This is a genomic window from Bordetella ansorpii (assembly GCF_900078705.1).
GTDB classification, from domain to species: Bacteria; Pseudomonadota; Gammaproteobacteria; order Burkholderiales; family Burkholderiaceae_B; genus Bordetella; species Bordetella ansorpii_A.
On record NZ_FKIF01000010.1, the window covers coordinates 626,457 to 641,746 of the forward strand.

At 68.7% G+C, this 15,290-nt stretch carries 16 protein-coding genes; 7 read left to right on the forward strand and 9 right to left on the reverse strand.

Annotated elements, in window-relative coordinates; translation table 11 throughout:
• Positions 1-197: 197 nt before the first annotated feature.
• Complete coding sequence (locus A6745_RS27135; RefSeq protein WP_066134561.1) at positions 198-818, forward strand: RNA polymerase sigma factor; 621 nt, start codon at positions 198-200, stop codon at positions 816-818.
• A 181-nt stretch (positions 819-999) separates the two neighbouring features.
• Here A6745_RS27135 and A6745_RS27140 read toward each other — a convergent pair whose 3' ends face one another.
• Positions 1,000-1,926 carry a LysR family transcriptional regulator gene (locus A6745_RS27140; protein WP_066134564.1) on the reverse strand — a complete coding sequence of 309 codons (927 nt, stop codon included), beginning with the start codon at positions 1,924-1,926 and terminating at the stop codon, positions 1,000-1,002.
• A gap of 185 nt (positions 1,927-2,111) precedes the next feature.
• On the opposite strand from A6745_RS27140, the gene A6745_RS27145 reads away from it, so the two are divergent.
• Both A6745_RS27145 and A6745_RS27150 read left to right on the forward strand, forming a co-directional pair.
• Positions 2,112-2,810 (forward strand): pirin family protein, encoded by a 699-nt coding sequence (locus A6745_RS27145; RefSeq protein WP_066134567.1) that lies wholly within the window; start codon positions 2,112-2,114, stop codon positions 2,808-2,810.
• A gap of 190 nt (positions 2,811-3,000) precedes the next feature.
• Positions 3,001-3,900, forward strand: coding sequence for a pirin family protein (locus A6745_RS27150; protein ID WP_066134570.1), 900 nt, complete (start codon positions 3,001-3,003; stop codon positions 3,898-3,900).
• Between the two features lie 28 nt (positions 3,901-3,928).
• Here the strand turns inward: A6745_RS27150 and A6745_RS27155 are convergent, their stop codons facing one another.
• From A6745_RS27155 to A6745_RS27165, 3 genes are all read right to left on the reverse strand, one after another.
• A complete protein-coding gene (locus A6745_RS27155) occupies positions 3,929-4,705 on the reverse strand; it encodes an ABC transporter ATP-binding protein (protein WP_066134573.1) in 777 nt (258 codons plus the stop codon).
• Between the two features lie 4 nt (positions 4,706-4,709).
• The gene (locus tag A6745_RS27160) at positions 4,710-6,377 is read right to left on the reverse strand and encodes an ABC transporter permease (protein ID WP_066134576.1); all 1,668 of its coding nucleotides are present in this window, start codon (positions 6,375-6,377) and stop codon (positions 4,710-4,712) included.
• Positions 6,378-6,544: 167 nt separating this feature from the next.
• Complete coding sequence (locus A6745_RS27165) at positions 6,545-7,585, reverse strand: Fe(3+) ABC transporter substrate-binding protein (RefSeq protein WP_066134577.1); 1,041 nt, start codon at positions 7,583-7,585, stop codon at positions 6,545-6,547.
• A 365-nt stretch (positions 7,586-7,950) separates the two neighbouring features.
• Here A6745_RS27165 and A6745_RS27170 point away from each other — a divergent pair, with 365 nt between their 5' ends.
• Positions 7,951-8,727, forward strand: a complete 777-nt coding sequence (locus A6745_RS27170) for a ferredoxin--NADP reductase (RefSeq protein ID WP_066134580.1) — start codon at positions 7,951-7,953, stop codon at positions 8,725-8,727.
• Between the two features lie 121 nt (positions 8,728-8,848).
• Here the strand turns inward: A6745_RS27170 and A6745_RS27175 are convergent, their stop codons facing one another.
• Positions 8,849-9,673 (reverse strand): HpcH/HpaI aldolase/citrate lyase family protein, encoded by an 825-nt coding sequence (locus A6745_RS27175; RefSeq protein ID WP_066134583.1) that lies wholly within the window; start codon positions 9,671-9,673, stop codon positions 8,849-8,851.
• Positions 9,674-9,767: 94 nt separating this feature from the next.
• On the opposite strand from A6745_RS27175, the gene A6745_RS27180 reads away from it, so the two are divergent.
• Entirely contained in the window at positions 9,768-10,682 is a 915-nt protein-coding gene (locus A6745_RS27180) for a LysR substrate-binding domain-containing protein (RefSeq protein ID WP_066134585.1), read from the forward strand.
• Positions 10,683-10,775: 93 nt separating this feature from the next.
• Here the strand turns inward: A6745_RS27180 and A6745_RS27185 are convergent, their stop codons facing one another.
• Genes A6745_RS27185 through A6745_RS27200 form a run of 4 tightly spaced genes read right to left on the reverse strand, consistent with a single transcriptional unit; the run spans position 10,776 to position 13,769 of the window.
• On the reverse strand, positions 10,776-10,955 hold the full coding sequence (locus A6745_RS27185) for an alpha/beta hydrolase domain-containing protein (RefSeq protein WP_066134588.1): 180 nt from the start codon (positions 10,953-10,955) through the stop codon (positions 10,776-10,778).
• Between the two features lie 41 nt (positions 10,956-10,996).
• On the reverse strand, positions 10,997-11,965 hold the full coding sequence (locus tag A6745_RS27190) for a Bug family tripartite tricarboxylate transporter substrate binding protein (protein ID WP_066134591.1): 969 nt from the start codon (positions 11,963-11,965) through the stop codon (positions 10,997-10,999).
• Between the two features lie 59 nt (positions 11,966-12,024).
• Positions 12,025-12,384, reverse strand: a complete 360-nt coding sequence (locus A6745_RS27195) for an AtuA-related protein (protein ID WP_066134912.1) — start codon at positions 12,382-12,384, stop codon at positions 12,025-12,027.
• A gap of 14 nt (positions 12,385-12,398) precedes the next feature.
• Positions 12,399-13,769 carry an acyclic terpene utilization AtuA family protein gene (locus A6745_RS27200; protein ID WP_066134596.1) on the reverse strand — a complete coding sequence of 457 codons (1,371 nt, stop codon included), beginning with the start codon at positions 13,767-13,769 and terminating at the stop codon, positions 12,399-12,401.
• Positions 13,770-13,884: 115 nt separating this feature from the next.
• On the opposite strand from A6745_RS27200, the gene A6745_RS27205 reads away from it, so the two are divergent.
• Entirely contained in the window at positions 13,885-14,775 is an 891-nt protein-coding gene (locus A6745_RS27205; RefSeq protein WP_066134598.1) for a LysR family transcriptional regulator, read from the forward strand.
• A 112-nt stretch (positions 14,776-14,887) separates the two neighbouring features.
• On the forward strand, positions 14,888-15,271 hold the full coding sequence (locus A6745_RS27210) for a Rid family detoxifying hydrolase (RefSeq protein WP_066134601.1): 384 nt from the start codon (positions 14,888-14,890) through the stop codon (positions 15,269-15,271).
• The last annotated feature ends 19 nt before the right edge of the window (positions 15,272-15,290 follow it).

Below are 15,290 nucleotides of genomic sequence, written 5' to 3' on the forward strand. Positions count from 1 at the left end.
GGGAGTCCAGCCCGAATCCCGGCTGGGGCGATGGGTGCATCGCTTCGACCGGAGGCTGGGCAGGGGACGCCTGCCGGTATGCGGCCGGTGCGGCGGAACCGGTCCGGCACCAGCCCCTACACAAGGCGGCGTTACCGGCACGAAGCCAGCACGGACAGGGGCAGGCGACGAAGGATGTCTGCGGTTTTGTTCCCACGTTGCGGGAAGTCCTGGCTTCCAACTATGCGCTGCTGCAGCGCCGCCTGCAACGTCGCCTGGACAGTGAGGACCTGGCCAGCGACTGCCTGCACGAAGCCTGGTTGCGGCTGGGAGACGCCAGCGTGCCGGCGTCGATCAGGCACCCGCAAGCCTATGTCTATCGCGTCGCCTGCAACGTGGCCATGGACATGCTGCGGACCCAGCGACCGGGGCTGCATCACTGCCTGGACGAGGACGGCATGGACGCGTTGCCCGACGCCGCGCCGGGACCCGAAACCGTTGCGCAGGCGCGGTCTGGCCTGGCGGCGCTCGAGCGCGCGATGGATCGGTTGCCGGCCGGACACCGTACTGTGCTGTCCGCGCTGCGGCTGGAAGACCAGACCCGTACCGAAGTGGCGGACCGGCACGGCATGTCCCTGCGCCGGGTCGATACCGTGCTGCGGCAGGCCCTGGACTACTGCGCGCAGGCTTGCGGGGAAACCGTGCGGGTAGGCGTCAGCGGTCCGCGGCGGGCCTTGCCCCGGCGCTGGCGGAGGCAGGCAGAGGCGGGCCTGCTGCCGGCGTCCCCCCACGCGGCCGCTGCCCGCCCGCGCGGGGTCGCGCGCCTGGCATCCCGGTGACCGGCGCCCTCCGGCTCGAGGGGAGCACGGCGGCATGGCGGCGTAATGCCCACGGGCCTGGCGGGTTCGGTTCGCGAAGCCCGGACGGCAGGACAGGCATGCCGGGCCCGACTGGATTGCCTGCGCCTGGCCTGACCACGGCGCAGCCCCTCGTGCAGGCAGATGGCCAAGATTGGGGCGATCAGGCGCCGAGTCCCAACAGGCTCTCACAGAGCTTGGGCGACTTCAGGCGCTCCAGCCACCATGCCAGCCCCGCGCCCGGCTGGCGCGCCTGCCACGCGTACACCACGTTCTCATCCAGCGACACGCCGCCGTCGACGGGGCATACCACCAGCCGCCCTTGGGTGATGTAGGGCGCGGCCAGCGTCAGCGGCAGGTAGCCGCAGCCCAGCCCGCGCATCTGCGCCTCGATCTTGCCTTCCATGTTGGGCATCACGATCAGGGGCTGCTGGTTCAGCAGCCCGCGCGTGCGCGTGGGCAGGTCGCGCGAGGTGTCGGCCACCACCACCGCGCAATAGGCCGAGATGTCCGCGGGCAGCAGCGGCCGGTTCAGTCCGGCCAGCGGATGATGCGGCGCCACGCAGAAGGCGAACTGCGTCTGGCCCATGGCCTGCGAGCGGAAGGCATTGCCGGGCGGCGAGCCCGCCGCGTCCGCGCCGATGATCAGGTCGGCCCGCCCCGACCCCAAGGCATCCCAGATGCCGCTGAGCACTTCGCTGGAAAAGCGCAACGTGGTGCCGGGGCCGGCGATGCGGAAGTCCTCGATGATCTCGTACAGCGGCTGCCAAGGCAGCACGGCGCTGACGGCGATGCGCAACTCCACCTCCCAGCCCGTGGCCACGCGCTTGACGCGGTAGGCCAGCTCGTCGAGCGATTGCAATACGTGGCGCCCTTCGTGCAGCAGGGTTTCGCCGGCCGGCGTCAGCTGCGCGCGATGGCCGCTGCGGTCGAACAGCAGCACGTCCAGCCCATCCTCCAGCTTGCGGATGGCGTAGGTGACGGCGGAAGGCACCTTGCCCAGCTCGCGGGCCGCGCGGGCGAAGCTGCCGTGGCGGGCGATGGCGTCGACCATCGACAGCAGTTCGGGGGTGATGGGCTGTTGGCTCATGGGGCGGCAGACCGCCCGGAGAGGGCGGTGAAATATCGTTCAAATTATTTGAATGATCTCATCAACGCCGTTCAATCTCAAGGCCAAGGGCAGCGCGCACAATGCGTTTCATGCGGTGAACGAAGAGGCCAACCGGCTGCGTTCCCACCCACCACAGTCATTCATGATTTCCAAAGGAGTTTGCCATGATCACGATCCGACGCAGCGCCGACCGCGGCCACGCCAACCACGGCTGGCTCGACACCCATCACACGTTTTCGTTCGCCAACTACTACGACCCCGAGCACATGGGTTTCGGCCCGCTGCGCGTGATCAACGATGACCGTATCGGCGCCGGCCGAGGTTTCGGCACCCACGGCCACCGCGACATGGAGATCATCACTTATGTGCTGGAAGGCGCGGTGGCGCACAAGGACAGCATGGGCAACGGCTCGACCATCCGGCCGGGCGACGTACAGCGCATGAGCGCCGGCCGCGGCGTGCTGCACTCCGAGTTCAACCCGCAGCCCGACCAGCCCACGCACCTGCTGCAGATCTGGATCGAGCCCGACGTGACCGGCATTGCGCCCGAGTACGAGGAAAAGCGCTTCGCCGAGGAAGAGAAGCGCGGCCGGCTGCGGCTGGTGGCCGCTGCCGACGGCGCCGAAGGCGCGGTGCGCATCCACCAGGACGCCCGCCTGTACGTCGGCCTGTTCGATGGCGACGAATCGGGCCGCCTGGAGCTGGCGCGTGGCCGCCGCGCCTGGGTGCACGTGGCCCGTGGCCGGCTCACCATCAACGGCCTGGCGCTGGAGGCCGGCGATGGCCTGGCGGTGACCGACGAGGCAGCCCTCGAGTTGTCGCAAGGCCAGGGCGCCGAAGTGCTGGTCTTCGATCTGCCCTGAGCGAGGCCGGGCGGCGTGTGACAACCCGCCGCCCGGCGGACGGGGTATCGTGAAGCCAGCCCGACGATGCCCTGGCCGAGTGCCCCCGCCGCCGTGGCGGACCCGCCCAAGTCCCCTGAATCCGTTTTCGTCGCGCCGCGTCCCCATCGCGTCGCCGCCCCGAACCCAAGCAAGCACACAGGAGTTTTCCATGTCCGACCTGTCCACCGCCGTCGATACCATCGTCATCCCCCGTACCAGCGACATCGGCAATTTCGAGGTGCGCCGCGCGCTGCCCTCTGCCCAGCGCCGCTCGGTCGGTCCCTTCGTGTTCCTGGACGAGATGGGGCCGGCGTTGATGCCGGCCGAGATCGGCATCGACGTGCGTCCGCACCCGCACATCGGCCTGGAGACGGTCACCTACCTGTTCGACGGCTCGCTGGTGCACCGCGACAGCCAGAACAACACCAAGACCATCCTGCCGGGCGAAGTGAACTGGATGACGGCCGGCCGTGGCATCGTGCACTCCGAACGTTCGTCGCCCGAGGCGCGCGCCGTGGCGCAGCGCATGTTCGGCCTGCAGATGTGGGTGGCGCTGCCGCGCGAGCATGAAGAGACCGATCCCGGTTTCGTGCATTACGGCCGCGGAGCGCAGCCCGTCATCGAAGGCGAGGGCGTGCACGTGCAGGTAGTGGCGGGCTCGCTGTTCGGCAAGACCTCGGCCGTGCGCACGCTGTCGCCGCTGTTCTACGGCGACATCACGCTGCAGCCGGGCGCCTCGGTGGACCTGCCGGCCGAACACGAGGAACGCGCCGCCTACCTGGCCGAAGGCTGTGTCAGCGTGGAAGGCATCCAGCACGATCGAGGCCGCCTGCTGGTGTTCGCGCCGGGCCGCACCGTCACGGTCACCAATACCGGCAATACGCCGGCCCGGTTCGCCATCGTGGGCGGCGAACCGCTGGATGCGCCGCGTTTCCTGTGGTGGAACTTCGTGTCCAGCAGCAAGGACCGTATCGAGCAGGCCAAGCAGGATTGGCAGCGCAACCGGTTCGATCAGGTGGTGCCGGGCGACGAGACGGAATTCATTCCGTTGCCGGAAAACCGCGCCTGATTGCGATACGGCCGCGTATTGCCGGCCATCAGGCCCCGCGCGCGTACGCCTCTTGGCGCTGCTCGTGCAGGTCCTCGCGCCGCACGAAGCCGCGCACGAAATCATCCACCGGCTGATGCAGCAGATTGTGCGGCGTGTCCCATTGCGCCAGCCGTCCTTCGGACATGATGCCGATGCGGTCGGCGATGGCGAACGCCTCGGCCTGGTTGTGGGTGACCAGGATGGCCGTGTGGCCCGTGGTCTTCAGGATGTCGCGCACCTCGAAGGCCAGCTTCTCTCGCGTGTCCACGTCCAGGTTGGAGAACGGTTCGTCCAGCAGCAGCAGCTCGGGCGAGGGCGCCAGCGCGCGCGCCAGCGCCACGCGCTGCTGCTGGCCGCCGGACAGTTCGTGCGGATAGCTGTCGGCCGCATGGGCCAGCCCCACCAGTTCCAGCATTTCGGCCACGCGCGCCTCGCGTTGCGCGCGCGCCGCGCGGCGCAGGCCGAAGCCCACGTTCTGCGCCACCGTCAGGTGCGGAAACAGCGCGTAGTCCTGGAACATCATGCCGACGCGGCGGCGTTCCGGCGCCACCTGCGCCTGCGGCGACGAGATCACCGTGCCGTCCAGGCGGATGGCGCCCGCGCGCACGGGCTCGAATCCCGCCACGGCGCGCAGCACGGTCGTCTTGCCGCAGCCGGACTGGCCCAGCAGGCAGCCGATATGGCCGGCGGCCAAGCCCAGCGACAGGTCGTTCACCACCACCTTGTCGCCTTGCGGCGTTTCATAGCCCAGCAGGATATGGTCGAGTTCCAGCAAGTCGGCCATGGTCTCAATGTCCTATCTTCAGATTGGTGCGCGCCAGCAGGATCACCGGCAGCAGGCCCGCCAGCACGATGGCCAGCGCGGCGACCGCGCCTTCCTCGTAGGTGCCGCGCGCGGCCTCGGCATACAGCCAGGTGGCCAGCGTGTCGAAATTCATGGGGCGCAGCAGCAGGGTGGCGGGCAGCTCTTTCATGGCGTCCACGAACACCAGCAGCGCGCTGGCGGCGATCGCCGGGCGCAGCAGCGGCAGGTGCACGCGGCGCAGCGTGCCCGCGGCGTTCTCGCCCAGCAGGCGCGAGGCCTGTTCCAGCGACGGCGGAATGCGCGACAGTCCGGCCTCGATGCCGCCCGCGGGCATGGCCAGGAAGCGCAGCGTGTAGGCCACCACCAGCGCGCCCATCGAGCCCATCAGCAGCAGTCCGTCCAGGTTCAGCGCATCGGCCAGGGCATGGTCGATCAGCGTGAAGGGCGTCAGCAGGCCGATCGCCAGCACCGTGCCCGGCAAGGCATAGCCCAGGCTGGCGATGCGCAGGCAGGCGCGGCCGGGATGGAAGCGTGCGCTTTCGCGCAGGGTGCGACCGGCCCAGGCCACGGTCAGTCCGCACAGCACCGTGACCACCGTGGCCGAGCCGGCCAGGATGAAGGTATTGCCGAGCCCGGCCAGCAACTGATGCGATACGCCGCCTACCAGATGCAGGCGCTTCCAGGTCTCGGCAACCAGATACAGCGCCGGCGCGACGAAGCCCAGCAGCACCGGCATCCAGCCCAGTGCGATGGCGAGCAAGGCGCCGGCGCCTTGCAGCCGGCGCGCCTGCATCGGCCGCATGCGCTGCGTGTTGGCATAGCGCTGGCGCTTGCGGCCGTGGCGCTCCAGCAGGATCAGCGCGACCACCAGCGCCAGCATCGACAGGGCGATCTGCGCCGCGCCGGCCAGGTCGGAGCGCGTGACCCAGGTGCTGTAGATGGACACCGTCAGCGTCTGCACGCCCAGGAATTCCGAGGCGCCGATGTCGTTCAGCGTTTCCAGCAAGGCCAGGCTGACGCCGACCACGATGGCCGGGCGCGCCAGCGGCAGCGCCACGCGCAGGAACACCTCGGCGCGGCCGGCGCCCAGCGTGCGGGCCGCTTCCAGCAGGCTGGCCGCCTGCGTCATGAACATCACGCGGGTGCTGAGGTACACGTAGGGATACAGCACGAAGCCCAGCACGAATATCGCGCCGTAGATCGAGCGCAGGTCGGGCAGGCGGAACTGGCGCGGGCTGTCGTAGCCCAGCATGGCGCGGATGGCGCCCTGGATGGGCCCGATGGGATGCAGCAGGTCCAGGTAGGCGAAGGCGATGATGTAGGTCGGCACCGCCAGCGGCAGCAGCAGCGCCCAGGTCAGCGTGCGCCGGCCGGGAAAGTCATAGGCCGTCACCAGCCAGGCCGATCCCGTGCCCAGCAGGGTCACCAGCACGCCCACGCCCAGCAGCAGGATGGCGGTATTGGCCAGGGCGGTGGGCAGCACGTTCTGCGCCAGGTGGCGCCAGTGTTCCAGATCGGCCTGCAGCGCCCACCAGGCCAGCGCGGCCAGCGGCGCCAGCACGGCCAGGGCGATCAGCACCGCGGCGCCCAGCCAGCCGGCGCCGCGTTCGGCGCGCGGGCTCATGACCCGCGGCAATGTCTGTTTATGCATGCGGCAACATCGAATACGACGCCGATTGCGGCGTGGGAAGAGGCGCGGGCCTCGGGGCTTGCCGCGTGGGGAAAGGGCAGGTTTCGCCCGGCCATGCGCGGACGGCAAAAAAGCGCAAAGCGGCCCGGGGCCGCTTTTTGCCTGTGACCGGCACGTGCCGTGGCGCGTCAGTTGTCGAAGCCCACCTTGTCGACCAGCTCGCTGGCCTGCTTGCGGTACTTGGCGATCTCGGCCACGGGCAGGGGATCGACCTTCAGTTCGCCGAAGCTGGCCACCACCGGGTCCAGTTTCACGCCCTTGCGGACCGGGTACTCGTAGTTGGCCTGGGCGTACAGCGTCTGGGCCGGTTCGGACACCAGGAACTCCAGCAGTTTCACGGCATTGGCCTTGTTGGGCGCGTACCTGGCCACCGAGGCGCCGCTGACGTTGACGTGCGTGCCGCCGCTCTTGTCGTTGGCGAAGGTCGGGCGGACGACCTTGATGGCGTCGCCCCACTTGCGGGCGTCGGTGCCCGGCTCGGCGTTCTTCATGTGGCCGACGTAATAAGCGTTTGCCAGGCCGATGTCGCAGATGCCGCCCAGGATGTCGCGGGCCACGTCGCGGTCGCCGCCGGTGGCCTTGCGGCCCAGGTTGTCCTTCACGCCGCGCAGCCACTTCTCGGTGGCCTCGGCGCCGTCATGGGCGATCATCGCGGCCACCAGGCCGGTGTTGTAGGGGTGCTGCCCCGAGCGGATGCAGACCTTGCCCTTGTATTTGGGATCGGCCAGGTCTTCGTAGTGGAAGCTGGTGATCGGCAGGTCTTTCTCGACGTACAGCACGCGGTCGCGCAGCGACAGCACGTACCAGTTGCCGTCCGCGCCGCGCAGGTTGGCGGGCAGCACCTCGTTGAGCGTCTTGGACTGGATCGGCTGGGTGATGCCGCCATCGACCAGGTCGATCAGGTTGCCGATGTCCACGGTCATCAGCACGTCGGCGGGCGACTTGCTGCCCTCGGCCTTCACGCGTTCCAGCAGGCCATCCTTGACGAACACCGTATTGACCTTGATGCCGCTGTCCTTCGTGAACGCGTCCAGCAGCGGCTGGATCAGCTTGGGCTCGCGGGTGGTGTAGAGACTGACCTCCTCGGCGGCCGAAACCGGCAGGGACAGGGCGGCGGCGCCGGCCAGCGCCAGGACGCGCAGCAGGGGCAGAGGCTTGAAGGAGGGCATCGGCAGACTCCGGTAATGCGACGGGCGCGGCAGGTAGCGCGTCCTGTCAACGAAAATGATTATCAACAACCTGATGAATGCGGGAAGATAGCAGGAAGAGCGCCCTCGTTCAACTATCTGACAGCTTGCTGGCCGCCGGCGGTGCCGGCGGCCAGCAAGCGCATGCGCTCGCCGGCATCGGGTGCGATCAAGGTGCAAAGCGTCCTGAAACCCCGGAGACAAGGCATAAGGGTATAACTGAAAGATGAGAGCGGTTCTCGACTGGATCGGGTAAACTCGGGACATCCTTGCCTTGCGCGTTCCTTTTTCGCAGCGCGCTTCCGGCCTTAAAAGGCGCATTTTCGCGCCGCATTCTTCAGATCGACATGGCAGCTTTCAATACCGAGCGCGTGCTCAGCGTGCGCCACTGGAACGACACGCTTTTCTCGTTTACCACCACCCGCGACGCCGCCCTGCGTTTCCACAACGGCCACTTCGTCATGATCGGCCTGGAAGTCAATGGCAAGCCCCTGATGCGCGCCTACAGCATCGCCAGCGCCAACTACGAAGAAAACCTCGAGTTCTTCAGCATCAAGGTGCAGGACGGTCCGCTCACCTCGCGCCTGCAGCACCTGAAGGAAGGCGACACCATCCTGGTCAGCCGCAAGCCGGTCGGCACGCTGGTCGCCGACGACCTGAAGCCTGGCAAGCACCTGTACCTGTTCGGCACGGGCACCGGCCTGGCGCCCTTCATGAGCATCATCAAAGACCCGGACATCTACGAGCGCTACGAAAAAGTGGTGCTGGTGCACGGCGTGCGCTGGGTCAACGAATTGGCCTACGCCGACTTCATCGAGCGCGAACTGCCCGACAACGAGTTCTTCGGCGACGTGGTCCGCAACAAGCTGGTGTACTACCCCACCGTCACGCGCGAACCCTTCCGCAATCAAGGCCGCATCACGGCCCTGATCGAAAGCGGCAAACTGTGCCAGGACGTGGGCCTGCCGCCCCTGGATCCGGCCGTCGACCGCGCCATGATCTGCGGCAGCCCGCACATGCTGGCCGACATCCGCGAACTGCTCGATGCCCGGGGCTTCGAAGTCTCGCCGGGCGTGGGCGAGCCGGGCGACTACGTGTTCGAACGCGCGTTCGTCGAGAAGTAACCCGGATGACGCTTCGGGACGGGTGTCCCGTCTCGCGAGATGCCATGACAACGCCGGCTCATTGCCGGCGTTGTCGCGTCCGGACCCCTGCCGGCCGGCCGGCCGCAAGCAGGCCCGCCACTCAGTGGCGCCCGGCCGCCAGCAGGATGTCCTCGGCCCGGCGCACGAAAGGCGGATCGATCATCTTGCCGTCCAGCAGGAAGGCCGTGCGGCCGGCCTGTCGGGCCGCCGCCACGATGCGTTCGGCCTGCGCCACCTCGGCCACGCCCGGCGCATACACGGCATTGGCGATGTCGACCTGGCTGGGATGGATGCAGGACTTGCCCAGGAACCCCAGCCGGCGTGACAGCTCGGCCTCGGCTCGAAAGCCATCCGCATTGCCCACGTCGGGATAGGCCGCGTCCATCACGTACTTGCCGCTGGCGCCGGCCGCCAGCCGCACCGACAGCATGATGCCGTGCAGCGTGTCGGATTCGTAGCGGGCGATGCCCAGCGGCTCCAGCAGGTCGCCCAGTCCCAGTTGCAGGCCGCATACGCGCGGGTGCGCCGCGGCCAGTTCCGCCGCGTGGCGCAGCCCCTGCGCGGTCTCGATGTTCACCAGCACCGGGCATTGCCAGCCCTGCGCCGTGATGGCCTCGACGGCCTGGCGCACCGCGTCGGCGTGGTCCACCTTGGGCAGATTGATGATGTCGATCGGGGCGCCCGCCAGCCCTTGCAGATCCTGCAGGAAATCCGTCGTGCCGGGAGCATTCACCCGGACGATGATCCTGCGGCCCGGGCGCGGCTGCGCCGTCTTCAGCCACCGGGCCAGATTGCGCCGCGCGGTGGGCCGGTCCTCGGCCGCGACCGCGTCCTCCAGGTCGAACGACAGGGCATCCGCGCGGCTGGCGGCGGCCTTGGGGAACAGTTCCGGCCGGCTGGCCGGCACGAACAGCTTGCTTTTCATGCGATGTCTCCGGGTCTTTTCCCGGATTCTGGCAAACAAGCGAGGGCGCAGGAGTATGCTGCGCATACGATCAAACGATAGAAAACCTATCATCATGAACCTTCGTGCCCTGGAAACGCTGGTGGCCGTGGCGCACCATGGCTCGATGGCCGCGGCGGCCCGGCAACTGAACCTCACGCATGGGGCTGTCGCTCAGCAGGTGCGCGCGCTGGAGGAGTCGCTGGGCGTGGCGCTGGTGGCTCGCGCCGGCCGCACGGTGCACCTGACCGAGAAGGCCGTGCAATTGCTGGACCCGATGCAGCAGGTGCTGGCCGAGGTGGACCGCATCCGCTACCTGGCGCGCACCAGCGAGATGGTGGGCGAGCTGCGCCTGGGCGCCGGCAACACCGTGTTGAACAGCATGCTGCCGGTGATCCTGGAGCAGTTGGTCAAGGACCACCCCATGATCGCCGTCGACATCCGGCCCGGTTTGTCGCCCGCCTTCTACACCGCCATCGAGCACGGCGAACTGGACGCGGCCATCGCGCTGCAGGCGCCGTATCCCGTTCCGAAAAGCCTGGGCTGGGAGTTGCTGCGCGAGGAACCCTACGTGCTGGCGGCCGCGTCACGCCATGCCGGCGACGACCCGCACCAGTTGCTGGCCACACAGCCCTTCATCCGCTACAAACGCAGCGAATGGGGTGGCCGGCAGGTGGAGAACTACCTGCGCGCCGCCGGCATCCGCCCCAACGAGCGCTTCGAGGTGAACGCGATCGAGTCCATCGCGGTGATGGTCAGCCGGGGCCTGGGAGTGGCCATCCTGCCCCTGTCGACCAATGACGTGATGATGCGGCTGGGCCTGGCGCAGATTCCCCTGCCGGCTTATTGCGAACCACGCCGCTTCGGCCTGATCTGGTCGCGCGCGTCGCCGCGCATCAGCCTGGTGCAGGCCTTGCTGCGCACGGCTCGGGCGGAGTATGCCAAGCGCGAGCCGGTCAATGCGGCTTGGGGCGCGGCCGCCGACGCCTAGCGATGCCGGGTCGGTCTGCCTGCGGCGCTCCCTCCAGGCGAGGGCAGGCCGACCCGGCATGCTCGTCGAGGCACGCCGGTCGGCTCATTACCCTCAGGGTGCGCGCAGCACGGTGGATGCCCGCGCGGCCTCTATCGCCGCCTCCGCATCCTCACGCAGCAGCAGGCGATCGCGCATCAATGCCTGGGCGCCGTCCTCGACCGCGCGCACGTAGCCGTCGTGGTCGCCGTAGCGCTCCTCCAATGACAGCCGCTGATCCCCGGCGGCCAGCATGGCCGCCAGGGCGGGCGCCGTGTCAGGCGTCCGCTGGGTTCTTATTCCGGCTGGATGCCGGCCTTCTTGATGATCTCGCCCCACTTCGTCGATTCGGCTGCCTGGAACTGCTTCAGTTCCTCGGGCGTGGACGTGGCGGGAGCGGTGCCTGTGTTGGCGTAGAACTGCTTCGCGACGTTGCTCTCGGTCGCCTTCACCATCAGCTCGTTCAGGCGCTTGACCACCGCCGGCGGCGTGCCGGCCGGCGCGTAGGCCGCGAACCAGTAGCCCATTTCATAGCCCTTCACGCCGGCCTCGTCGATGGTGGGCACGTCCGGCGCCAGCGGGGAGCGCTTCAGGCCCGTCACGCCCAGCGCGCGCAGCTTGCCGGCCTTCACCTGCGGCAGGCCCGTGGCCGTATCGGTGATCATCATGTCGATCTGGCCGCCCATCAGGTCGGTCACGGCCGGCGGATTGCTCTTGTACGGCACGTGCAGCAACTGCACGCCGGCCATCTGCTGCAGCAGTTCGCCCGCGACGCGGCTGCTGGAGCTGCCGCTGCCGAAACTCATCTTGCCCGGGTTCTTCCTGGCCATTTCCAGGAAGTCGCCCACGCTCTTGGCCTGCGAGGCCGGATTGACCACCATGATCTGGCCGCCCTTGCCCAGCAGGGTGATGGGGGCATAGTCCTTCACGGGGTCGTACTGCAGCGTCTTGTAAAGGTGCTCGTTGGCCGCATGGGTGGTGTTGGTGGTGATCAGCACGCGGTAGCCGTCCGGCGCGGCGCGGGCCACGTCCTGCGCGCCGATCATGGCGCTGGCGCCCGGCTTGTTCTCGATGACCACGGCCTGGCCCGTCTGTTCGGTGACGCCTTGCGCGATGGCGCGGCCGATCTGGTCGGTGGCGCTGCCAGCCGCGAACGGCACGACGAAAGTGATGGGCTTGGTCGGGAAATCCTGCGCGCTGGCGGCCAGCGGCAGCGCGGCGACGGCACACAAGGCGGCCAGTCGGGTCAGGGTGAAAAATCGCATGGTTGTCTCCTGTGGGATGTCGTTATGAACGCGAAGGTGAAAAAGGGAAGACGCGCCTCTCAGCCCGGTACGTCGGGCAGGCGCGCCGCCAGCGCCGCGGGCACGGCGACAGGCAGGTCCAGCAGATGGAAAGAGAGGCTCTTGCCGTGCGCGTCCAGGTTCAGCGCGTCGTTCACGCCGCCGTCCAGAACGCCTTCCAGCACGAAATTCATGGCCTCCAGGCCGGTCAGCACATAGCGCGTCACGCGCACCGGCCGGCGGTAGGCGAACCATTCGGCGACGCGCGCCTCGGTCACCTGGTCCAGCAGGATCGCGTGGCATTCGGCATCCCAGGCGATCAGGCTCAGGTTCGAGATGTCGCCCTTGTCGCCCGAGCGGCTGTGCGCCAGGCGGTACAGCGGTACATCCACGGTGTTCATCATGGTTGCGATCCTCATTGGCGTGCGTCGGTGTCCAGCATGCTCCAGCCGGCCGCCACGGCATCGCGCGGCACGGTGCACGACAGCATGTTCAGGCGCGGACGCAGCGAGGTGCGCACGCCGCCGCCGCCCGCCGGGCCGCAGCAGTACAGCGCCATCACCTCGCGCAGCACGCGTTCGGCCACCGCGCGGTCGGCGTGTTCGGCCGCCACGCGCAGGCGCACGTCGCGGCCATGGCCGGGCGCGCGGGCGTCGCGCATGGCGCCGCCGTCGTCGGCCAGGATGCTCAGCGCGCCGATCAGGTCGATGCGCAGTGCCAGGGCAGGGCCGATGCGGCGCGCCACGGTCTCGCCCGCCAGGCGCGCGCGGGCTTCCGCCTGCACGCCGGCGTACGAGATCTCGGCCTCGGCCAGCCAGCCGCCGCGATAGCAGACGTTGACCTTCAGCTCGTCCGGCCGCGCATGGCCTGTCACGCCGTGCACCGCCACGCGGTCGCCGCCCAACTCCCGCACCGTGGCGCCGCTCAGGTCGGCGATCACGTCGGGAGTCAGGTAGCGCGCGGGATCATGCACTTCGTACAGCAGTTGTTCCTTCACCGTGCGGGCATCGACCATGCCGCCGGTGCCATCCGCCTTGCCGACCACGAAGCCGCCATCGGCGTCGATCTCGGCGATCGGAAAGCCCGTGTCGGCCAGTCCGCCGGGCACGTCCTTCAGGCCGGGCACGCTGAAGTAGCCGCCGGTGACCTGCGTGCCGCATTCCAGCAGGTGGCCGGCGATGGTGGCGCGCCCGATGCGCGCCCAGTCGTTTTCGTCCCAGCCGTAGCGGGCCAGCGCGGGGCCGACGGTCAGCGAGGGGTCGGCCACGCGTCCGGCGACCACGATCTGCGCGCCGGCTCGCAGGGCGCTGGCGATCTCGGTGGCGCCCAGGTAGGCATTGGCGCTGACCACGTCCAGCGTGTCCAGCACGGGGCCGAGTTTCTCGCGCAGCAGCGCGCGCTGCTCGGGACGGTTCAGTTCGTCGCCATGCACGGTGGCGATGCGCGGCGCGGGCAGGCCCTGTTGTGCCGCCAGCGCCGCGATGCGTCGCGCGGCCGCCGGGGGATTGGCCGCGCCGAAGTTGCTGACGATGTCGATGCCGTGCCGCAGGCAGTCCTGCAGCACCGGGCCCACCAGGTCGTCCAGCAGCGGCTCGTAGCCCGCTTCCGGGTCCTGGTTGCGCGCCAACTGGGCCAGCGCCAGCGTGCGTTCGGCCAGGGTTTCGAAGATCAGGGTGCCGCCGCCCTGGCGCGCCAGCGTGCGCACCACGGGCAGCGCGCCATCGGTGCGGTCTCCGGAAAAGCCGGTCGCGCATCCGACCAGGCAGGGGGAGGGCTGGGCAGGCATTGCGTTGTCTCCAGGGCGTGCGATGCGCCCGATGTAGCGATTGATGGCAGCCACTATAGGCACGCCGGCTTCATACGTAAAATAGAAATATGAGATTGATTTATCCAGGCCTTGTATGAATCTGTCCACCCGACAATTGCGCGCTTTCGTGGCCCTGGCCGAAGAGAAGCACTTCACCCGCGCCGCCCAGCGCTGCCACCTGACGCAGCCCGCGTTCAGCGCCCTGATCCGTACGCTGGAAGAGGCCGCCGGCGTGCGCCTGTTCGACCGCAATACGCGCCGGGTCGAACTCACCGTCGAGGGCCGCGTGCTGGAAAGCACCGCCCAGCGCCTGCTGGGTGAGCTCGAACTGGCCATGGAAGACCTGCGCGACCACGCCGAACGGCGCCGCGGCCGGGTGTCGGTGGCGGCCTTGCCGTCGCTGGCCGCGGGCTGGCTGCCGGGCCTGCTGGCGCAGTTCCATGCCGACCACCCGGGCATCGTCCTGCAACTGCGCGATGCCCTGCTCGATCCCTGCCTGGACATGGTGCAGAGCGGCGAGGTCGACTTCGCGGTGGCCGCGCGCCGTGCCGACATGAGCGGGCTGGACAGCGCCTTCCTGCATGCGGACCGCTATTTCCTGGTCTGCCGCGAAGACCATGCGCTGGCGTCGCAGCGCCAGGTGCGGCTGCGGGACGTGGCGCAGTGGCCGGTCATCCAGCTGGCGCGCGGCAGTAGCGTGCGCCAGCGCCTGGACGAGGCCCTGGGCGCCGAGGCCTTCACGCCCCTGCTCGAAGTCGAGCACCTGGCCACCGTCACCGGCCTGGTGCTGGCGGGCATGGGCATCAGCGTGGTGCCCGCCATGACGCTGTTCCATTTCCAGCGGCCCGAGCTGGTCATCAAGCCCCTGCAGGGGCGCGCGTTGACCCGGCCGCTGTACTTGGTGAAACGCAAGGGGCGCGGCCTGTCGGTGGCCGCGCAGACCTTCTATGATCTGCTGATGGCGCATCGCGCCGGCCTGGCCTGATCCATGCCGCCCGGCCTCACCCGGCCGCGCGCCAAATATCCCTTTCACGAAGGACTATTGCTGGCTACACTCCGATAGTCCTAGTCGCAGCAATTTTCCCAGGATTCCCGCCATGAGCAAGCAGATCATCCATACCGACGACGCCCCCGCCGCGGTCGGCCCGTACTCGCAAGCAGTGGCCGCCACCGGCAAGACCGTGTTCCTGTCCGGCCAGATCGGCCTTGAACCCGGCACCGGCGAACTGGTGTCCGAGAACTTCGACGCCCAGGTGCGCCAGGCCTTCGCCAACATGCAGGCCGTCATCACGGCGGCTGGCGGCACGCTGGACAGCATCGTCAAGCTCACGCTGTTCCTGACCGATCTCAGCAAGTTCACCGCCGCCAACGCCATCATGGCCGAGATCATCCCGCAGCCGTTCCCGGCGCGTTCCACCGTCGGCGTGTCCAGCCTGCCCAAGGGCGCGCAGTTCGAAGTGGAAGCCATCCTGGTGCTGTAAGCCCTCGCGGCAGTAAGGT